Origin of the sequence: Streptomyces sp. SID10853, from assembly GCF_010548145.1 — a bacterium.
In the GTDB taxonomy this organism is placed as follows: domain Bacteria; phylum Actinomycetota; class Actinomycetes; order Streptomycetales; family Streptomycetaceae; genus Streptomyces.
This window is the reverse complement of the sequence record NZ_JAAGLN010000044.1, coordinates 1-18,543: the sequence shown is the minus strand read 5'-3', so window position 1 is coordinate 18,543 and position 18,543 is coordinate 1. Positions and strand designations below refer to the sequence as shown.

Annotated in this window: 14 protein-coding genes; 7 read left to right on the top strand and 7 right to left on the bottom strand. The window is 71.2% G+C overall.

Translation table 11 applies throughout. The annotated features are described in order from the left end of the window. Window positions 1–2,934: an NHLP bacteriocin export ABC transporter permease/ATPase subunit gene (locus G3I19_RS11815; RefSeq protein WP_164262940.1), complete on the top strand. Its 2,934-nt coding sequence runs from the start codon at window positions 1–3 to the stop codon at window positions 2,932–2,934. 30 nt (window positions 2,935–2,964) lie between these two features. Here the strand turns inward: G3I19_RS11815 and G3I19_RS11810 are convergent, their stop codons facing one another. The 5 genes from G3I19_RS11810 to G3I19_RS11790 form a co-directional block, all read right to left on the bottom strand. Next, window positions 2,965–3,405 carry a cytidine deaminase gene (locus G3I19_RS11810; protein WP_164262937.1) on the bottom strand — a complete coding sequence of 147 codons (441 nt, stop codon included), beginning with the start codon at window positions 3,403–3,405 and terminating at the stop codon, window positions 2,965–2,967. A 118-nt stretch (window positions 3,406–3,523) separates the two neighbouring features. Continuing rightward, window positions 3,524–4,993, bottom strand: a complete 1,470-nt coding sequence (locus tag G3I19_RS11805; RefSeq protein WP_164262935.1) for a gluconate:H+ symporter — start codon at window positions 4,991–4,993, stop codon at window positions 3,524–3,526. Window positions 4,994–5,202: 209 nt separating this feature from the next. Further along, on the bottom strand, window positions 5,203–5,613 hold the full coding sequence (locus tag G3I19_RS11800; RefSeq protein ID WP_164262933.1) for a RidA family protein: 411 nt from the start codon (window positions 5,611–5,613) through the stop codon (window positions 5,203–5,205). Beyond that, a complete protein-coding gene (locus G3I19_RS11795; protein ID WP_164262931.1) occupies window positions 5,610–6,404 on the bottom strand; it encodes an IclR family transcriptional regulator in 795 nt (264 codons plus the stop codon). Before G3I19_RS11795 ends, G3I19_RS11800 begins: the two co-directional genes overlap by 4 nt. Further along, window positions 6,401–7,480, bottom strand: a complete 1,080-nt coding sequence (locus G3I19_RS11790) for a sugar kinase (protein WP_343235071.1) — start codon at window positions 7,478–7,480, stop codon at window positions 6,401–6,403. The genes G3I19_RS11795 and G3I19_RS11790 overlap by 4 nt, the downstream gene beginning before the upstream one ends. A gap of 134 nt (window positions 7,481–7,614) precedes the next feature. Here G3I19_RS11790 and G3I19_RS11785 point away from each other — a divergent pair, with 134 nt between their 5' ends. From G3I19_RS11785 to G3I19_RS11770, 4 genes are all read left to right on the top strand, one after another. After that, window positions 7,615–8,919: an amino acid deaminase gene (locus G3I19_RS11785; protein ID WP_164262927.1), complete on the top strand. Its 1,305-nt coding sequence runs from the start codon at window positions 7,615–7,617 to the stop codon at window positions 8,917–8,919. Between the two features lie 64 nt (window positions 8,920–8,983). After that, window positions 8,984–10,588 (top strand): D-aminoacylase, encoded by a 1,605-nt coding sequence (locus G3I19_RS11780; protein WP_164262925.1) that lies wholly within the window; start codon window positions 8,984–8,986, stop codon window positions 10,586–10,588. Between the two features lie 118 nt (window positions 10,589–10,706). Beyond that, entirely contained in the window at window positions 10,707–11,918 is a 1,212-nt protein-coding gene (locus G3I19_RS11775) for a pyridoxal phosphate-dependent aminotransferase (RefSeq protein ID WP_164262923.1), read from the top strand. Between the two features lie 93 nt (window positions 11,919–12,011). Continuing rightward, window positions 12,012–12,398: a hypothetical protein gene (locus G3I19_RS11770; RefSeq protein ID WP_164262921.1), complete on the top strand. Its 387-nt coding sequence runs from the start codon at window positions 12,012–12,014 to the stop codon at window positions 12,396–12,398. A gap of 316 nt (window positions 12,399–12,714) precedes the next feature. On the opposite strand, the gene G3I19_RS11765 is transcribed toward G3I19_RS11770, so the two are convergent. Further along, window positions 12,715–14,547: a phosphoenolpyruvate carboxykinase (GTP) gene (locus G3I19_RS11765; RefSeq protein WP_164262919.1), complete on the bottom strand. Its 1,833-nt coding sequence runs from the start codon at window positions 14,545–14,547 to the stop codon at window positions 12,715–12,717. Window positions 14,548–14,788: 241 nt separating this feature from the next. Between G3I19_RS11765 and G3I19_RS11760 the strand changes: the two genes are divergently transcribed. Further along, window positions 14,789–15,457 (top strand): hemolysin III family protein, encoded by a 669-nt coding sequence (locus G3I19_RS11760; RefSeq protein WP_164262917.1) that lies wholly within the window; start codon window positions 14,789–14,791, stop codon window positions 15,455–15,457. A gap of 311 nt (window positions 15,458–15,768) precedes the next feature. Continuing rightward, window positions 15,769–18,306, top strand: a complete 2,538-nt coding sequence (locus G3I19_RS11755) for a CBM35 domain-containing protein (RefSeq protein ID WP_164262915.1) — start codon at window positions 15,769–15,771, stop codon at window positions 18,304–18,306. Window positions 18,307–18,330: 24 nt separating this feature from the next. Here the strand turns inward: G3I19_RS11755 and G3I19_RS11750 are convergent. Then, on the bottom strand, window positions 18,331–18,543 hold a 213-nt coding region (locus G3I19_RS11750; RefSeq protein ID WP_164262913.1), incomplete at its 5' end, for a hypothetical protein.

The window sequence follows — 18,543 nt, the reverse complement described above, 5'->3', positions numbered from 1 at the left end:
GTGACGCACACCCACCCGGAGCACGCCGCGGGCGACCAGGTGACCGCCGCGTTCGGCTCGCTCGGCGCGCCGGTGGACTGCACCGGTCTGCGCAGCCTGTCCCTCGACGGGCCCCAGGTGCTCTGGCTCGTCGTCGGGGGCGCGCTCGACCTGTTCGCGGTGGACGCCGCCGCACAGGGGCACTGGCACTTCCTGGGCCGGCTGGAGTCGGGGACGCTGCTCCTCGGTCCGGTCGACGGCCCGCAGCACACCCTGGTGGGGCGGCCGCTGCGGGGGTGCGCGCTGCGCCGTATCGCGCTGCGGGAGCTGCAGCGGCCCGACTACGGCGACGACGCGTGGGCGTACGACCAGCAGTACCTCAGCCAGTACGACACCCAGGACTCGGCCCTGAGCCTGCTGGAGCACGCCTTCGCGCTGGGGGTGGGCCGCAGCCAGCGGGTGCTGTTCGAGGCCCCGCTCGACGGCAGGACGGCCGGCGACGACACGGCGGGCGGGCCCACCGACGGCCCGGCCGACGGCCGTGTCGGCGGCTCCGTCGGCTCCGTCGGCGGCTCCGTCGGCTCCGTGAACGACGACGACGTCCTGTGGCTGCCGGTCATGCCGGGCAGTGTGCAGTACGGGGCGTCGTACAGCGCGGACGCGGCCGGTGACCTGCTGGTCGACGGGGCGATGTGGCAGCGCATGGTCAATCAGCAGTTCCGGCTGCTCTCGGCACTCGACCGGTGGATCGAGCGGCTGGAGAGTGCGCACGAGACCCGCACGGCGGCCGGTATCAAGGCGGGCGAGACCGTACGCGAGAACGCCGACCGGACCCTGATCGCGTCGATCGGCCGCCAGGGCAGGGGGAGTTCGCGGCGCACGCCGTCCGGGAGCGGTGACGACACGACGTACGCCGCGTGCAAGCTGGTCGCCGAAGCGGCCGGGATCACGCTCACCGGGCCCGCCAGGGGCGGCGCCGTGAGCGAGCGGACCGACCCGGTCGAGCAGATCACGGTCGCCTCGCGGATCCGCAGCCGCGGCGTCCGCCTCGACGGGCGCTGGTGGCGCGAGAACACCGGGCCGCTGGTGGGCCACCGGGCCGCGTCCGGCGCCCCGGTCGCGCTCCTGTGGCGGCGCGGCGGGTACGAGGCGGTGCACCCCACCAGCGGGCGGCGCACCCGGATCGGCGAGGACAACGCGGAGGAGTTCGAACCGCGGGCCGTGATGCTGTACCGGCCGCTGCCCGACCGGCCGCTCGGCCCGCTGCGGCTGCTGCGGTTCAGTGCGCGCGGCACCCGGGCCGACGTACGGAACCTGCTCGGGGCCGGGCTGGTGACGGTGGTGATCGGCGCCCTGGTGCCGGTCGCGACCGGGCGGGTACTCGGCGATTACGTACCGAACGCCGAGTCGGACCTGATCGTCCAGGTCTCGCTCGCGGTGATGGTGACGAGCATCGTGTCGGCGGCGTTCATGCTGCTGCAGAACCTGACGATCCTGCGGATGGAGGGCCGGATCGAGGGCACCCTGCAACCGGCCGTGTGGGACCGGCTGCTGCGGCTGCCGACCCGCTTCTTCGCGTCGCGCTCCACGGGCGAGCTGGCCAGTGCGGCCATGGGTATCAGCTCGATCCGCCGGCTTCTGTCCGGGGTGGGGCCCGTGGTGGTGCAGTCGGGCACCGTCGGCGTGATGAACCTCGTCCTGCTGCTCTGTTACAGCGTGCCCCTCGCCCTGGCGGCCCTCGGCATGCTGGCCGTGATCGCCGCCGTCTTCCTCACGCTCGGGCTGCTTGAGCTGCGCTGGCAGCGGCGGCTCGTGGTGCTCGGCAACAAGCTCAACAACCAGGCGTTCCAGACGCTGCGCGGCCTGCCGAAGCTGCGTGTCGCGGGCGCGGAGAGCTTCGCGTACGCCGCGTGGGCCGGGGAGTTCGCGCGCAGCAGGGAGCTCCAGCGGCGCGCGGGGCGCATCAAGAACCTGACCACGGTCCTCAACTCCGTCTATCTGCCGCTCTGTTCACTCGTGATGTTCATGCTGCTCGCGGGCCCGGCGCGGGGCAGCATGTCGGCGGGCGACTTCCTCACGTTCAGCACCGCGGTGACGATGCTGCTCACCTCGGTCACCCAGCTCACCGGCGCGGCGCTGTCGGCGGCCGCGGTCCTGCCCATGTTCGAGCAGATCAAGCCGGTACTCGACGAGGCACCCGAGGTACGCGCCGCCAGCACCCGGCCGGGCACCCTGACGGGCGAGATCGAGGCGCGCGGGGTGTCCTTCCGGTACACGGACGACGGCCCGCTCGTCCTCGACGACGTGTCGCTCTCCATCAGTCCGGGCGAGTTCGTCGCGGTCGTCGGCCCGAGCGGCTGCGGCAAGTCGACGCTCCTGCGGCTCCTCATCGGCTTCGACCGGCCGGTCACGGGCGGTGTGCTGTACGACGGCCAGGACCTCACGGCGCTCGACCAGGCGGCGGTGCGCCGGCAGTGCGGGGTCGTCCTGCAGAACGCGCAGCCGCTGACCGGTTCGATCCTGGACTGCATCTGCGGTGCCGAGGTGTTCACGCAGGAGGAGGCGTGGGAGGCGGCGGAACTGGCGGGGCTCGCCGACGACATCAGGCGGATGCCGATGGGGCTGCACACGATGATCGCCGGCGGCGGCGCGATCTCGGGCGGCCAGCGCCAGCGCCTCATGATCGCGCAGGCGCTGATCCGCCGCCCCCGCATCCTGTTCTTCGACGAGGCCACGAGCGCGCTGGACAACGAGACCCAGCGCACCGTCATCGACAGCACACGTGCGCTGAACGCGACCCGGGTGGTCATCGCGCACCGCCTGTCGACGGTCATGGACGCGGACCGGGTGCTCGTCATGGCGGACGGCCACATAGTCCAGCAGGGCCCCCCGTCCCAGCTGCTCGCAGACACGGGCGGCCGCCTGCACGAGCTGGTACGGCGCCAGCTGGCGTAGGGGTCGGCACCCCGCGAGGGCTCCCCGGCGTCACCCCGTGTGCACCTCGGCCGACGGCCAGCCACCACCCTCGGCGAACTGGCGCCCCCAGTAGTACGGGTTGACCTCCGCGAGGGTGCGCGCCTGCCAGCCGCCCGGCTCGTCGGGAGCGGCCACCGCCACCTCGACGCCGGGCCCCCACAGGGCGAGCCGTTCCTGGCAGATCCCGCACGGCGCGAGGACGGTGAGCCGCCCGGCGATCCGGTTGACGCACACCGACGCCGTGACCCGGCGGTCCAGGGTGTACGCCTGGCAGTACGCGCCGACCTCGTGGCAGAGCGTCACGCCCGCGTTGAGGTTGTCGAAGCAGACGCTGGTGAGGATCTGACCGTCGTCGAGGTAGACGGCGGCCGCCCCGGCTTCCGCACGCCCCGGCCAGCGGCGGTCCATCTGTGCGATCGCGGCGTCCACCAGCGTCTGGTCGAGTTTCATCGGCGCATCCTGCCAGGCCGGATCGGCGTACTGAAACCCCTTTTCCGGATCGCCGCCGGGCGTGGGCGGACCGGGCCGCGCGCCGCGGTCCGGTCCGGTCACAAGGGGCTAGATGAGGCTAGATGACCAGGCTCAGCAGTGCGGCGACCACGAAGCCCGCCACCGACAGGACTGATTCCAGTACCGTCCAGGACTTCAGCGTGTCGCGTTCCGAGATGCCGAAGTACTTGGCGACCATCCAGAAGCCGCCGTCGTTGACGTGCGAGGCGAAGATCGAGCCGGCCGAGATGGCCATGATGATCAGCGCGAGGTGGGGCTGCGAGAGGTGCTGGCCGTCGACCAGCGGCAGCACGATGCCCGCCGTGGTCACGATCGCCACCGTCGCACTGCCCTGGGCCACCCGCAGCACCAGCGAGATCAGATACGCCAGCAGGATGACCGGCAGACCCACGTCGTTGAAGGTCTTGGCCAGTGCGTCCGCGATACCGCTGCCGCTGAGGACCGCGCCGAAGATGCCGCCCGCGCCGACCACCAGGAGGATGTTGCCGACCGGCTTGAGCGACGCCGTCGAGACCGCCTCCAGGGACTTGCGCGACCAGCCGCGGCGGATGCCCAGCAGGTAGTACGAGAGGAAGAGCGCGATCGTCAGGGCGACGAAGGGGTGGCCGAAGAACTCCAGGACCGAGCGGAGCGTCGAGGGGTCCAGCGCGATCGAGGAGAACGTCGCCAGCAGGATGAGGATCAGCGGGGTCCCGATGATCGCGAGGACCGTGCCCAGCGGTACCGGCTTCTCCTGCGGCTTGACGCCCTGGGCCCGCTGCTCGGCGATGACCGCGGCCTTGGCCTCGTCGGCGGCCTCGACCATGTCCTGCGGTACGGCGACGAAGAGGCGCTTGCCGATCCACGCCGCGTACACCCAGGCGGCCAGCACGGCCGGGATGCCGCAGGCGGCGCCGATCACGATGATCCAGCCCAGCGAGACGTGGAAGAGCGCGGCGGCGGCGACCGGGCCCGGGTGCGGCGGCAGGAACGCGTGGGTCATCGACAGACCCGCGAGCAGCGGCATCGCGTACAGGACGATGGACTTGCCGGACCGCTTGGCGGCCGCGTAGACGATCGGCGCGAGGACGAAGATGCCGACGTCGAAGAAGACCGGGATACCGAAGATGAGGCCGGTGAGCCCCATCGCGAGCGGGGCCCGCTTCTCGCCGAAGAGGTTCAGCAGGCGGGAGCTGAGCACCTCGGCTCCGCCCGAGACCTCAAGGATCGAGCCGAGCATCGTGCCGAGGCCGATGATGATCGCGATATGCCCGAGGATGCCGCCCATACCCGACTCGATCATCGAGACGGACGACGACTTCTGGACCGTGCCGAAGAGTTCGGTGACGGAGAGCCCGGCACCGAGGCCGACGGCTATGGAGACACCGAGCAGCGCGACGAACGGCTGGAGCCTGACCTTGATGATCAGGAAGAGCAGCAGCGCGATGCCCAGGATGGCGACGGTCAGCAGACCGGTGGTGCCCCCGACGATGGCGAGCAGTCCGCCGGTGTGGGGTGGCGGTGCGGTGGTCTCAGCGGCGAAGTACATGGGGGAACTCCGTTGTTTCCTCGGGGACTTCAGGGCGGGGGACGTCAGGGCAGGGGGAGGCAGGGAGGGGCGTCCGGGCAGGCCGGGGTACGGCACGGCGCCCCGGAAGGGGGATGGGGCGCCGTGCCGTGGTGCGGTGGTGCGGTTTCGTGGTGGTGCGGTGGAGCGGGTGGGTCAGTTGTGCGCGGTGGTGCGGTGGAGCGGCGGTGTCAGCCGAGTACGGCGAGCGCGTCGATCTCGATGAGCAGGCCGGGCGGCAGACCGACGTAGACGGTCGTACGGGCCGAGGCCGGCTGGGTCAGACCCTGCTCCTCGAAGTACGCGTTGTAGATCTCGTTCAGCTCGGCGAAGTGCGCGACGTCCGTGAGGTAGACGCGCATCATCATCACGTCGTCCCAGGTCGCGCCGCCCTCCTCCAGGATCGCCTTGACGTTGGCGAAGGTCTGGAGGGTCTGCTCGCGCAGGGTCGGGCCCGCCGGGGTGGGCGCCTGGCCGTCGACGGCCGGCAGGAAGCCGACCTGTCCTGCGACCTGGAGGATGTTGCCCTTGCGGACGCCGTGCGAGAACTTCGCGGGCGGCGTCGTGTGGGTGGCGGGGGTGAGAGCGGTCTTCTCGGTCATGCCCTTGCTTCCTTCGGGGGGTGGTGCGGGGGGACGGTCTTCGGCTGCGGTGCGGTGCCCGCGTACTCGCCGCTGATGGCGTCGGCCGTGCGGCGCACCAGCGGGAGCAGGGTGAGGAGTTCCTCTGCGGTCACGACCACATTGGGCGCCGACATCGACATGGCGGCGACAACCCGGCCGTCCACGCCCCGGATGGGGGCTCCGACGCAGTTGATGGACTCCTCGTGGCCACCGAGGTCGGTGGCCCAGCCCTGTTCGCGCACCGTGGCCAGCTCCTTGAGGAAGGCGCCGGCGTTCGGTGTCGAACGGGCCGTGTAGGTGGGGTAGTCGAGCCGCTCGGCGACGCTGCGCCGCTCCGGCTCGGGGAGGTCGGCGAGCAGCAGTTTGGCGACGGCCGCCACGGTGATCGCGACGGGCCTGCCGATCCGTGAGTACATCCGGACCGGGTAGCGGCTCTCGACCTTGTCGATGTAGAGGACCTCGTTCTCCTCGTACACCGCGAGGTGCACGGTGTGCCCGCACTCCTCGTTGAGCCGGGCCAGATGAGGGTGGGCGATCTCCCGTACGTCGAGGTTCTCGACGGCCTCCTGGGCGAGCGCGAAGAGCCGGGTGCCCAGGCGGTAGCGCTGGTCCTGCTGGCGGTAGACGAGTCCGTGCTCGTGGAGGGTACGCAGCAGCCGCAGCGCGGTCGACTTGTGGACGCCGAGGCTCTCCGAGACCTGGCCGAGGTCTGCGGGTCCCCGGGCGAGCAGCGGCAGGATGGACAGCGCGCGGTCGACGGTCTGGCTCATGGCGTACGTACCTCCTCTTCGGCGCCGGTCGCTTCGGCACCGGTCACTTCAGACGCGGTCTCGGTCCAGCCGGGGCCGATCCGAAGTGTGCCCCAGGCGGTGTCGTCGAGAGCCACGAGGCGGTCGGCCAGGTCCCGCGGCGGCGGGTCGGCCAGGTCGCCGTGGACGGTGAGGGCGGCGGCGGCCATCAGATGGCCGTGCCGGACGCGATCGCGGACCGGGAGCCCGCGGAGGGTGCCGGAGAGGAACCCGGCGGCGAAGGCGTCGCCCGCGCCGACCGGCGCCACCACATCGACGCGCAGCGCGGGGACGGTGGTGACGGTGTCGCCCTGCGGACCGTCGGCGAAGACCGTGGCCCCCGCACTCCCCCGCTTCACGACCAGCACCGCGGGCTCGGGCAGCGCGGCCCTGATCGCGGCAGCGCCCCGTACACCCCAGGCCGACTCCGCCTCGTCCTCGCCGACGAAGACCACGTCCGCCCCGCGCGCCAGCTCCAGCAGGACTCCGGGCCCCGCCTCGCCGGTGTCACGCCACAGCCCCGGCCGGAAGTTCACGTCGAAGGAGACCAGCGGGCGGCCGGGAGCGGGCGCGGTCAGTTCGCGCAGCAGGGCCAGACAGCCGGGCGAGAGCGCGGCCGTGATCCCGGAGAGGTGGAGCACCTGACCGGACCACAGGGCCGCGCGGTCCAGGACACCGGGCTCCATCGCGCTCGCGGCGGACCCGGCGCGGTAGTAGAGGACCTCGTGGTGATCGGCGTCGCGGTCGTCGGCGGTCCGGAAGTAGATCCCGGTGGGGCGGTGCGGGTCGCGCTGGACGGCCGAGGTGTCGACCCCGTACGCCGCGACGGCCCCGGTCAGATGGTCCCCGAAGCCGTCGGCGCCGACCCGGCTGATCCACCGCGCCGTGTGCCCGGCGGCCGCAAGCGCGCACGCCACATTGGACTCGGCGCCGCCGATGCCCCGGTCGAAGGAGGGGACGTCGGCGAGGCGGCCGGGCCGGGAGGGCAGGAAGGTGACCATGGACTCGCCGAGACAGACGACGTCCACTGGGGGCACTGGGGTGTGCTGGGCGGTCACGATCGCTCTCGCTCCTCGGTGATGGGCGGCCGGGGGCTCCGTTGACCCGGCGATGGCTCGGATGTTAGACAGCGGTGAGCGATATGCGCAATGAGCGTTGCACATGATGCAACGCGAACTCTCTGGGAGGTTCCATGGCGGGCGCGGCAGGCACGGCGGGCGCGGAGAACGCGGCGGACGCACGCGAGACCATCGGTGCGGAAGTCGTCGACCACCGCTTCAAGGGGCTGCCGCCCGGCGCCGACGGGCTGACCGTCGCCGAACTGGCCGCCGAGCGCCGGAACCTGTTCACCGGCGGCTTCACCACCCCCGTGCTCGCGCTCTCGGCCGAGTCCGTCGAGCACAACCTCGCCCTCATGGAGACGTACTCCACACGGCACGGCCTCGCCTTCGCCCCGCACGGCAAGACCTCGATGGCCCCGCAGCTCTTCGACCGGCAGGCCGAGCACGGCGCGTGGGGCATCACCCTCGCCGTACCGCACCAGGTGCGGGTCGCCCGCGCCTTCGGGGTGCGGCGGGTCTTCGTCGCCAACGAGATCGTGGACGCGCCCGCGCTGCGGTGGATCGCCGCCGAACTGGCCGCCGACCCCGGCTTCCGCTTCATCTGCTACGTCGACTCCGTACGCGGTGTCGAGCTGATGGACGAGGCGCTGCGCGGCTGCGCCAGGCCCGTCGACGTGGTGGTCGAGCTGGGCGCGGGCGACGGCGCCAGGACCGGCGTACGGACCGCGGCCGAGTGCGCGGCCGTCGCCGACGCGGTGGCCGCCACGGACACCCTGCGGCTGGTGGGCGTCGCCGGTTACGAGGGCGAGGTGCCCGACGCCGACGGCGAGAGGGTGCGCGCCTGGCTGCGCCGACTCGTCGCACTGGCCGCCGACTTCGACCGTGCGGGCCGCTTCGCGGGCCTGGACGAGATCGTGCTGAGCGCGGGCGGCAGCGCCTGGTTCGACGCGGTGGCCGATGTCTTCGCCGAGGTGCCCGCGCTCTCCGCTCCCGTACTGAAGCTGCTGCGCTCCGGCGCCTACGTCTCGCACGACGACGGCCACTACAAGCATCTGACGCCCTTCAACCGGGTGCCCTCCGAAGGCGCGCTCCAGCCCGCCTTCCGGCTCTGGGCGCAGGTCGTCTCGCGGCCCACCGGGGAGCAGGCGTTCGTCAACGCGGGCAAGCGGGACGCGGCGTACGACATCGACCTGCCGCAGGCGCAGGCCGTCCGCGACGCCCGCACCGGCGAGGTACGCCCCGCCACCGGCATCACCCTCACCGGCCTCTCCGACCAGCACGGCTGGCTGCGCACCACCGACGAGGCGCGCCTCGACGTCGGCGACTGGGTGGGGCTCGGGCTCTCGCACCCCTGCACCTCCTTCGACAAGTGGCAGCTGATCCCGCTCGTCGAGGCGGACGGCACGGTGACGGACTACATCCGTACGTACTTCTAGCGGGCCGGACGGGGGGCCGGGCAGCAGCACGCACCACAGGGAACAGGGCAAGGGAGCAACAGTCATGGATCTCGTCATCCGCGACGTCCGGGTCGTGGACGGTACCGGCGGCGCCTCGTACCGCGCCGACGTCGCCGTCGACGGCGGCCGCATCACCTCCGTCGTCCGCGAGGGGACCGGCCAACGGCCCGGCGGGCAACGGGTGGTGGAGGCACACGGCCTGGCCCTGTCCCCCGGTTTCATCGACATGCACGCCCACTCCGACCTGGCGCTGCTGCGCGACCCCGGCCACGAGGCCAAGGCCGCGCAGGGCGTGACGCTCGAAGTACTCGGCCAGGACGGGCTCTCGTACGCCCCGGTCGACGACCGCACCCGCGAGGAGGTCCGCCGGGCCATCACCGGGTGGAACGGCGACGGTTCGGACATCGACTTCGACTGGCACACCGTCGGCGGCTATCTGGACCGGCTCGACCGGGGCATCGCGGTGAACGCGGCGTATCTGATCCCGCAGGGCACCCTGCGGATGTACGCGATGGGCTGGGACGACCGGCCCGCCACCGCGGCCGAGACCGAGCGGATGAAGCAGCTGGTGGCCGATGGCATGGAGCAGGGCGCCGTCGGTATGTCGTCCGGGCTGACCTACACCCCCGGCATGTACGCGGACGACGCCGAACTCACCGAGCTGTGCCGGGTGGTGGCCTCCTACGGCGGCTACTACTGCCCGCACCACCGCAGTTACGGCGCGGGCGCGCTCCAGGCGTACCAGGAGATGGTCGGCCTCACCCGGGCCGCGGGCTGCTCGCTCCATCTCGCCCACGCCACCATGAACTTCGGCGTGAACAAGGGCAAGGCGCCCGAGCTGCTCGCTCTCCTCGACGAGGCGCTGGACGGCGGCGCCGACATCTCCCTCGACACCTACCCGTACACCCCGGGCTGCACGACGCTGGTCGCCATGCTGCCCAGCTGGGCGAGCGAGGGCGGCCCCGACGCGATCATGGGGCGGCTGCGGGACGAGGAGACGGCCCGGAAGATCCGCCAGGTCATGGAGGTCGAGGGCGCCGACGGGTGTCACGGGGTGCCCATCGAGTGGGACGCCATCGAGATCTCCGGGGTGTCCGACCCGGCGCTGAGCGGCTATGTCGGGCGGAGTGTCGCGGCCAGTGCGCGCGAGCACGGCGAGGAGCCGTGGGTGACCGCACGGCGGCTGCTGATCGAGGACCGGCTCGGCTCGACGATCCTCCAGCACGTCGGCCACGAGGAGAACGTCCGGCAGATCATGCGCCACCGGGTGCACACCGGTGGCAGCGACGGCATCCTCCAGGGCGACAAGCCGCACCCGCGCGCGTACGGCACCTTCCCGCAGTACCTGGGCCGGTACGTGAGGGAGCTGGGGGTGCTGTCCCTGGAGGAGTGCGTGGCGCACCTCACCTCGCGCCCTGCGGCCAGGCTGCGGCTGCCCGACCGCGGTCTTGTCCGTGAGGGCTACCGCGCCGACCTGGTGCTGTTCGACCCCGAGACGGTCGCGGCGGGCTCCACCTTCGAGGTCCCGCGCACGCTGCCGACCGGGATCCCGCACGTCCTGATCGACGGCCGCTTCGTGATCGAGGACGGCCGGCGCACGGATGTGCTCGCGGGCCGCTCGGTACGGCGTACACCCGGCGGGGCCTGAGCACCGCCCCGCCCCAGGACCGCGGCCCGCTCTGCTTCCCCCGGCAGGGCGGGCCGCTCCCACTCCTGTGGGGGAAAACACCAGGCCGTCGCCGTTGGGTCACCGTAGGGTTGCGGACATGCAGGTGATCCAGTCAACGAAGCTCGCCAATGTCTGTTACGAGATCCGGGGCCCGGTGCTCGACGAGGCAATGCGGCTGGAGGCAGCAGGTCACCGCATCCTCAAGCTCAACACCGGCAACCCGGCCGCCTTCGGCTTCGAGTGCCCGCCGGAAATCCTGGAGGACATGCTCCGCAACCTCGGCGACGCGCACGGCTACGGCGACGCCAAGGGTCTGCTGTCCGCGCGGCGCGCGGTGATGCAGCACTACCAGACCAAGGGCATCGAGCTGGGCGTCGAGGACATCTACCTCGGCAACGGCGTCTCCGAGCTGATCCAGATGTCGATGCAGGCGCTGCTCGACGACGGCGACGAGGTGCTCGTACCGGCCCCCGACTACCCGCTGTGGACCGCCTCGGTCTCGCTGGCGGGCGGCACGGCCGTGCACTACCGCTGCGACGAGCAGGCCGACTGGATGCCGGACCTCGCCGACATCGAACGCAAGGTCACCGACCGCACCAAGGCGATCGTGATCATCAACCCGAACAACCCCACGGGCGCGGTGTACGACGACGAGCTGCTGCGCGGCATCGCGGACATCGCCCGCCGGCACTCCCTGACGATCTGCTCGGACGAGATCTACGACCGGATCCTCTACGACGGCGCCACGCACACCCCGACGGCGGCCATCGCCCCCGATCTGATGGTGCTGACCTTCAACGGCCTCTCCAAGAACTACCGGGTGGCCGGGTTCCGCTCCGGCTGGATGGCGGTGTGCGGCCCGAAGGCGCACGCCTCCTCGTACATCGAGGGCCTGACGATCCTGGCGAACATGCGGCTCTGCGCCAACATGCCCTCGCAGCACGCGGTGGCCACGGCGCTCGGCGGCCGGCAGTCGATCGAGGACCTGGTGCTGCCGGGCGGCCGCATCCTGGAGCAGCGCGACACGGCGTACGAGCTGCTGACGCAGATCCCGGGTGTGACCTGCGTCAAGCCCAAGGGGGCGCTGTATCTCTTCCCGCGCCTCGACCCGAAGGTCTACAAGGTGAAGGACGACCGGCAGATGGTCCTCGACCTGCTGCGGGCCGAGAAGATCATGGTGGTGCACGGCACCGGGTTCAACTGGCCGGAGCCTGACCACTTCCGCATCGTGACGCTGCCCACGGCGAAGGAGCTGGAGGACGCGGTGACACGGATCGGGACCTTCCTGGACGGTTACTCACAGCGATGAAACCGGGTGTGATTCGCGACCGGACTCAACTTTAGACAGAATCTAAGTTAGGACGCTAGGATGGAGTCCTGCCCGCGAGGAGGAGGCCATCCCATGTACGAACCGATCCGCACCAAGTCGGTCCACACGGTGGCCGAGGAGTCCGCGGCCGCCGGCTACCCCCGCCGCAGCCGCGACGAGGAGCTCGACATCCAGCTCGCGGGCCATCTGGCCGCACTCCTCGCGGTGACGGACGAGCTGGGTCTGGCCGCCGAGGGCGACCGCATCGCGGAGCAGGTGGCCAGGCTGCGCGGCACCCCGCCCACCCGGCACGCGGGCCTGAGCAACGCCTCCCCCGCCGACCTGCACACCCGGGCCCACCATCTGGCGGGCCGCGCCCTCCTGGTCGCCGCCTCCCGCGCGGACACCGCGGCGGCGATCCTCTCGGCGGAGCGGATGGACGCCCACCTGGCAGCACGGCACCTCGCCGGCGCCCACTGATCGGCCCCGGTTCGCGGGCCGTGGAGGCGCGCGAACCGGGCGCCACCAAACCTCCGCGTACCGCCTTTCACGTACGCGTCCGCGCGCACATCTCCGCGCACGTATCTCCGCGCACGTATCTCCGCGCACGTATCTCCGCGCACGTATCTCCGCGCGAGCAGGCAGAAGGCCCGGCCCGGAAGCCAGAGCTGGCTTCCGGGCCGGGCCTTGCGCGGCGGGCCGGGGATGACTCCCACAGGTCAGGGCGGACGTCGGACGGACCCGCCGCGCGGCTCAGCGACTCGGGGACGGCGTGGTTCGAAGGTGCGGGCGGGTGTCAGCCCAGGCGCTTGACCAGCGACCGGTACTCGTCCCACAGCTCCTTCGGCGCGTGGTCGCCGAACGTGTTGAGGTGCTCGGGGACCAGCGCCGCCTCCTCGCGCCAGACCTCCTTGTCGACCGTGAGCAGGAAGTCCATGTCGGCTTCCGAGACGTCCAGGCCGTCGGTGTCGAGCGCGCCCTTGGCCGGCAGGATGCCGATGGGGGTCTCGACGCCCTCGCCCTTGCCCTCCAGGCGCTCGACGATCCACTTCAGGACGCGGCTGTTCTCGCCGAATCCCGGCCAGACGAACTTGCCCGCCTCGTTCTTGCGGAACCAGTTGACGTAGTAGATCTTCGGGAGCTTCGCCGGGTCCTTGTCGGCCCCGACCTTCACCCAGTGCCCCATGTAGTCGCCCATGTTGTAGCCGCAGAACGGCAGCATGGCGAACGGGTCGCGGCGCAGCTCACCGACCTTGCCCTCGGCTGCGGCCGTCTTCTCGGACGCGACGTTCGCACCGAGGAAGACGCCGTGGTTCCAGTCGAAGGACTCGGTGACCAGCGGTACGGCGGAGGCGCGGCGGCCGCCGAAGAGGATCGCCGAGATCGGCACGCCCTTCGGGTCCTCCCACTCCGGCGCGATGATCGGGCACTGCCCGGCCGGGGTGGTGAAGCGGGCGTTGGGGTGGGCCGCGGGGGTGCCGGACTCGGGCGTCCAGTCGTTGCCCTTCCAGTCCGTGAGGTGCGCGGGCGTCTCCTCGGTCATGCCCTCCCACCAGACGTCACCGTCGTCGGTCAGCGCCACGTTGGTGAAGACCGAGTTGCCCCACAGTGTCTTCATCGCGTTGGCGTTGGTCCGCTCGCCGGTGCCGGGCGCGACCCCGAAGAAACCGGCCTCCGGGTTGATCGCGTACAGCCGGCCGTCCTCGCCGAAGCGCATCCAGGCGATGTCGTCCCCGATGGTCTCCACGGTCCAGCCGGAGATCGTCGGCTCCAGCATGGCCAGGTTCGTCTTGCCGCAGGCCGAAGGGAAGGCGGCGGCCACGTACTTCGACTCACCGCGCGGCGGCGTCAGCTTCAGCACGAGCATGTGCTCGGCCAGCCAGCCCTCGTCCCGCGCCATCACGGACGCGATGCGCAGCGCGTAGCACTTCTTGCCGAGCAGGGCGTTGCCGCCGTACCCGGAGCCGTACGACCAGATCTCCCGGTCCTCGGGGAAGTGCGAGATGTACTTGGTGGAGTTGCACGGCCACGGGACGTCGGCCTCGCCCTCGGCGAGCGGGGCGCCCAGGGTGTGGACGGCCTTCACGAAGAAGCCGTCGGAGCCCAGCTCGTCCAGCACCTCCTGGCCCATGCGCGTCATCGTGCGCATCGAGACCGCGACGTACGCGGAGTCGGTGATCTCCACACCGATCGCGGAGAGCGGCGAGCCCACCGGGCCCATGCAGAAGGGCACGACGTACATCGTGCGGCCGCGCATCGAACCGCGGAAGACGCCGCCCTGCCCGCCGGAGCCGGTGAAGATCTCGCGCATCTCCGCCGGGGCCTTCCAGCGGTTCGTCGGGCCCGCGTCCTCCTCCTTGGCGGAGCAGATGAACGTACGGTCCTCGACGCGCGCGACGTCCGACGGGTCGGATGCGGCGTAGTAGGAGTTCGGGCGCTTGATCGGGTCGAGTTTCTTGAACGTCCCCTTGGCCACGAGTTCGCCGCACAGGCGCTCGTACTCGGCTTCGGATCCGTCACACCAGACCACACTGTCCGGTTGCGTCAGCTCGGCGATCTCGTTGACCCACGAGATCAGTTCCTGGTGCTGGGTCGGGAGGACAGGGGGAGCCGCGATGTCGCGCGCCACGATTGCTCCAATGCACGTATGTGATGGTTTGAGGGTTTTGCCCCTTGGGGGCTACGGCCCGGATGCTTCGTAGCCGCTCATCCGGTACCGCTCGCACTCATCTGATGATCCGCGCCTTCCGCCCATCTGTCCAGAGGGTCTCTCACGTGAGCGTCGCCACTTGTCGCCACCTCTCCACCACCGGTCCCGCTCGGCCTACCTGACGGCCGGGAACCTACGGGTACGTAGGTAGCATCGGCATATGACTTCCGCCGCCCCAGAAGCGACCGCGCCCCACCCGGCACCGGTGAAACCGCGACTGCGCGGCTGGCTGCACGCAGGGATGTTCCCGGCCGTGATCGTCGCGGGGCTCGCGCTCGTGGCCCTCGCCGACTCCACCCGCGCGCGCATCGCCTGCGCGATCTACATCCTCACGGCCTGCATGCTCTTCGGGGTGAGCGCCGTGTACCACCGCGGCACCTGGGGCCGCACGGGCGAAGCCGTACTGCGCAGGCTCGACCACGCGAACATCTTCCTGATCATCGCGGGCACCTACACCCCGCTGACCCTGCTCCTGCTGCCCGGGTCGACAGCGACGCCGCTGCTCTGGGCGGTCTGGGGCGCGGCGCTCGCCGGCATAGCGTTCCGGGTCTTCTGGGTCGGCGCGCCGCGCTGGCTGTACACGCCCTGCTACATCGCGATGGGGTGGGCCGCGGTCTTCTTTCTGCCCGACTTCATGCGGGCGGGCGGGGTGGCCGTGCTGGTCTGCGTCATCGTCGGCGGACTGCTCTACAGCGCCGGCGGTGTGATCTACGCGCTCAAGCGGCCCGACCCGTCACCGCGCTGGTTCGGCTTCCACGAGGTGTTCCACTCCCTGACCCTGGCCGCGTTCATCACGCAGTACGTGGCGATCTCACTGGTCGCCTACTGACCCGGGCCCTGCAGCCCTGCCACCCCCGGCGGCCCGCCCGGCCGCGACGCCGGCCTTGGAGGCGTCCAGCCCTCGGTCGCATCCGTGAATGACGGCCTGAGCCATGAACATGGACGCGGCTCCGAGCGGAGTCCACCCCACCCTGAGCCCATCCCGCTACGTGGCCATTCAGATACATGGACGATGCGGGGAAATGTTTCTTCGTCTTGAGTGTTGACCTCAAAAGCGACACGACCGCACACTGAGCGTCATCTCCCTCACCGAGCGAACGGCGCCTCCACGCTGCACCGCAACGAGACGAGGAGCACCTCATGACCGGGTTCAACCGTCGCGACTTCCTCAGAGTCACCGGTGTCGGGTCCGCGGCCCTGGCCCTGCCACTGACGGGCGGGGTGATCCGGGCGGGTGCGAGCGAAGCCCGGCCGGCGGTGCTGCGGGGAACCGTGCACGCCTCGGGCGCCTGGCAGGTGACCGCCACCGCCCTGGGCTGGACCTTCGGCGGTTCGGTCGGCTCGGCGGCGACCGGGATCACCACCGTACGGGGAGCGGACGCACTGGGCCCGTACACCGAGACCGGGTTCACCTTCAGGTCGGGCGCCCGGAAGGGCAGCATCCGCGTGTACGACGGTGCGTCGTCCGTCGTCTTCACCGACACCTACGTCAGGGCGGCCGCCAACGGCGACCCGTTCCCGACCTTCACCCGCTACCCGGAGCTCGCACACCGGCTGAGCCACAGCGACTGCTTCGGGCGGTTCCAGTTCAACACCTTCGCGGGCGCGTCCGACAGCCCGTGGGTGTTCTTCGACGACGCGGGCAACACCTTCGTGCTCTCGGCGGCGGACCACTTCCAGGAGGCGCAGACCACGCTGGCCCCGGACGGTTCGATCGCTGCCGGCGTACTCAGCTCCATAGCCACCCTGCCGGCCGGATACACCCGGCGGACCATCCTGTCGCCCCGGGCAGGCGTCGGCGCCGCCCACCGCGCCTGGGGCAGTGCGCTGACCCGGCTCGCGGGCAAGCGCCTGCCCACCAACGACACCGGCCCGGTCCTCAACACGCTGGGCTACTGGACCGACAACGGGGCGGACTACTACTACACGTACGAGCAGTCGAAGGGCTATACGGGCACCCTGCTGGCCGTACGCGACGAGTGGGCGTCCCAGCGGATCCCGATGGGCTACATGCAGCTCGACAGCTGGTGGTACCCGAAGGGCCCCGACAGCGACTGGAACGACCTGCCGGACGGCACCTCCCGCTACGAGGCGGACAAGGAGCTCTTCCCCGCCGGACTGGCCGCGTTCCAGAAGGAGTTGGGGATGCCGCTGGTCACCCACGCCCGGTGGATGGACAAGTCGAGCCCGTACCACGGCCAGTACGCGTTCTCGGACGACGTCATCACCGACCCGGCGTTCTGGAAGAGCGTCATGGACTATCTGCGCGATGCCGGGGTCGTCGTCTACGAGCAGGACTGGCTCTGCAACAAGGCCAAGCCGGCCGAGAACCTCACCGACGCCGACGCGTTCTTCGACAACATGGCCCACCACGCGGCGGCCGACGGCCTCGACCTCCAGTACTGCATGGGGCTGCCGCGCGACTACCTGCAGAGCACGCGCTACCCGAACCTGACGACCATGCGGGTCAGCGACGACCGCTTCGACCGGCCGAAGTGGGACATGTTCCTCTACGACTCCCAGCTCGCCGCCTCGCTCGGGGTGTGGCCGTGGGCGGACGTCTTCCTGAGCGGCGAGATCAACAACCTGCTGCTGGCGAACCTGTCGGCGGGACCGGTCGGCGTCGGCGACGCGCTGGGCAAGGTGAACGCCGGCCATCTCTCCCAGGTGGTGCGTCCCGACGGGGTCATCGTCAAGCCGGACGTACCCATCGTCCCCACCGACGCGACCTACGTGGGCGAGGCGGCCGGAAAGCTGCCCGCCATGGTGGCCGCCACCCATGTCACCCACGCACCGGACCTGACCTACCGTTATGTCTTCGCGTACGCACGGCAGTTCGCCCCGCCGCACCAGGTCCACCAGGCGGAGGACGCCACGCTGTCGGGGGCGGTCGTCGGCACGGACAACTCCGGATACACCGGCCGGGGCTTCGCCGACTTCCAGCACGACGCAGGCGATTACGTGGAGTGGACGGTCCAGGCCCCATCGGCGGGCACCTACACGCTGCAGTTCCGTTACGCCAACGCCTCCTTCACCGACCGACCGCTCGCGGTCACGGTGAACGGCGGCGGCCCCCGCACCCTGTCGTTCCCCTCGACCGGCTGGTGGACGTCATGGAGCGTCGTGGGCCTGACCGTCACACTGGCAGCGGGCGCGAACACCGTGCGCACGACGACCACCGGGTCCAGCGGCGGCAACATCGACTGGCTCGGCGTCACCCGGGGCGCCGTGGCGACCGGCATGTCCCAGAAGACCTCGTTCGGCCTGTCCGATGTGGGCGTGACCGGCCGGGCCTACGTCTACGACTACTACGCGGGCACCGGCAAGCCGGTCGGCGCGGGCGGCCGTGTGCACGCCACCGTCGGCGACGGGACGTACTGGGTCATCGCCCCGGTGGGCCGCTCCGGCATCGCCTTCCTCGGCGACGCCGGGAAGTTCGTCCCGCACGGCGCCAAGCGCATCCCGCACCTCAGCGACGACGGCCGCGTGCACGCCACGGTCGCCTTCGCCGCCGGGGAGGGGCCGGTGACCCTGCACGGCTACGCGCCCCGCAGGCCGACCGTCACCGCCACCACCGGCAGCGCGGGAGCCGTCACCCACACCCCGTCGACCGGGCTCTTCACGGTCGCCGTCACCGCGGCGGCGACCGGCCGGGCGGTCATCACCCTCACCCCCTGACGGCGGGAACACCCGCCGCAGCGCCTACCCGTCCTCGCCCTGCACCGCGCCCAACTGCCCGGCCAGCACGGCCGGGTCGGGCGTCGGCGCGCTGCAGGTGAAGTTCCGGCAGACGTAAGCGGCGGCGCGCCCGTCGATCAGCGGCCGGTCCACCAGGAGCGGGAACTCGTCGCTGCCGCTCTCCCCCGCCGCACACACCCCGCCCACCGCGAACGCCAGCCACATTCCGCTCCGTAC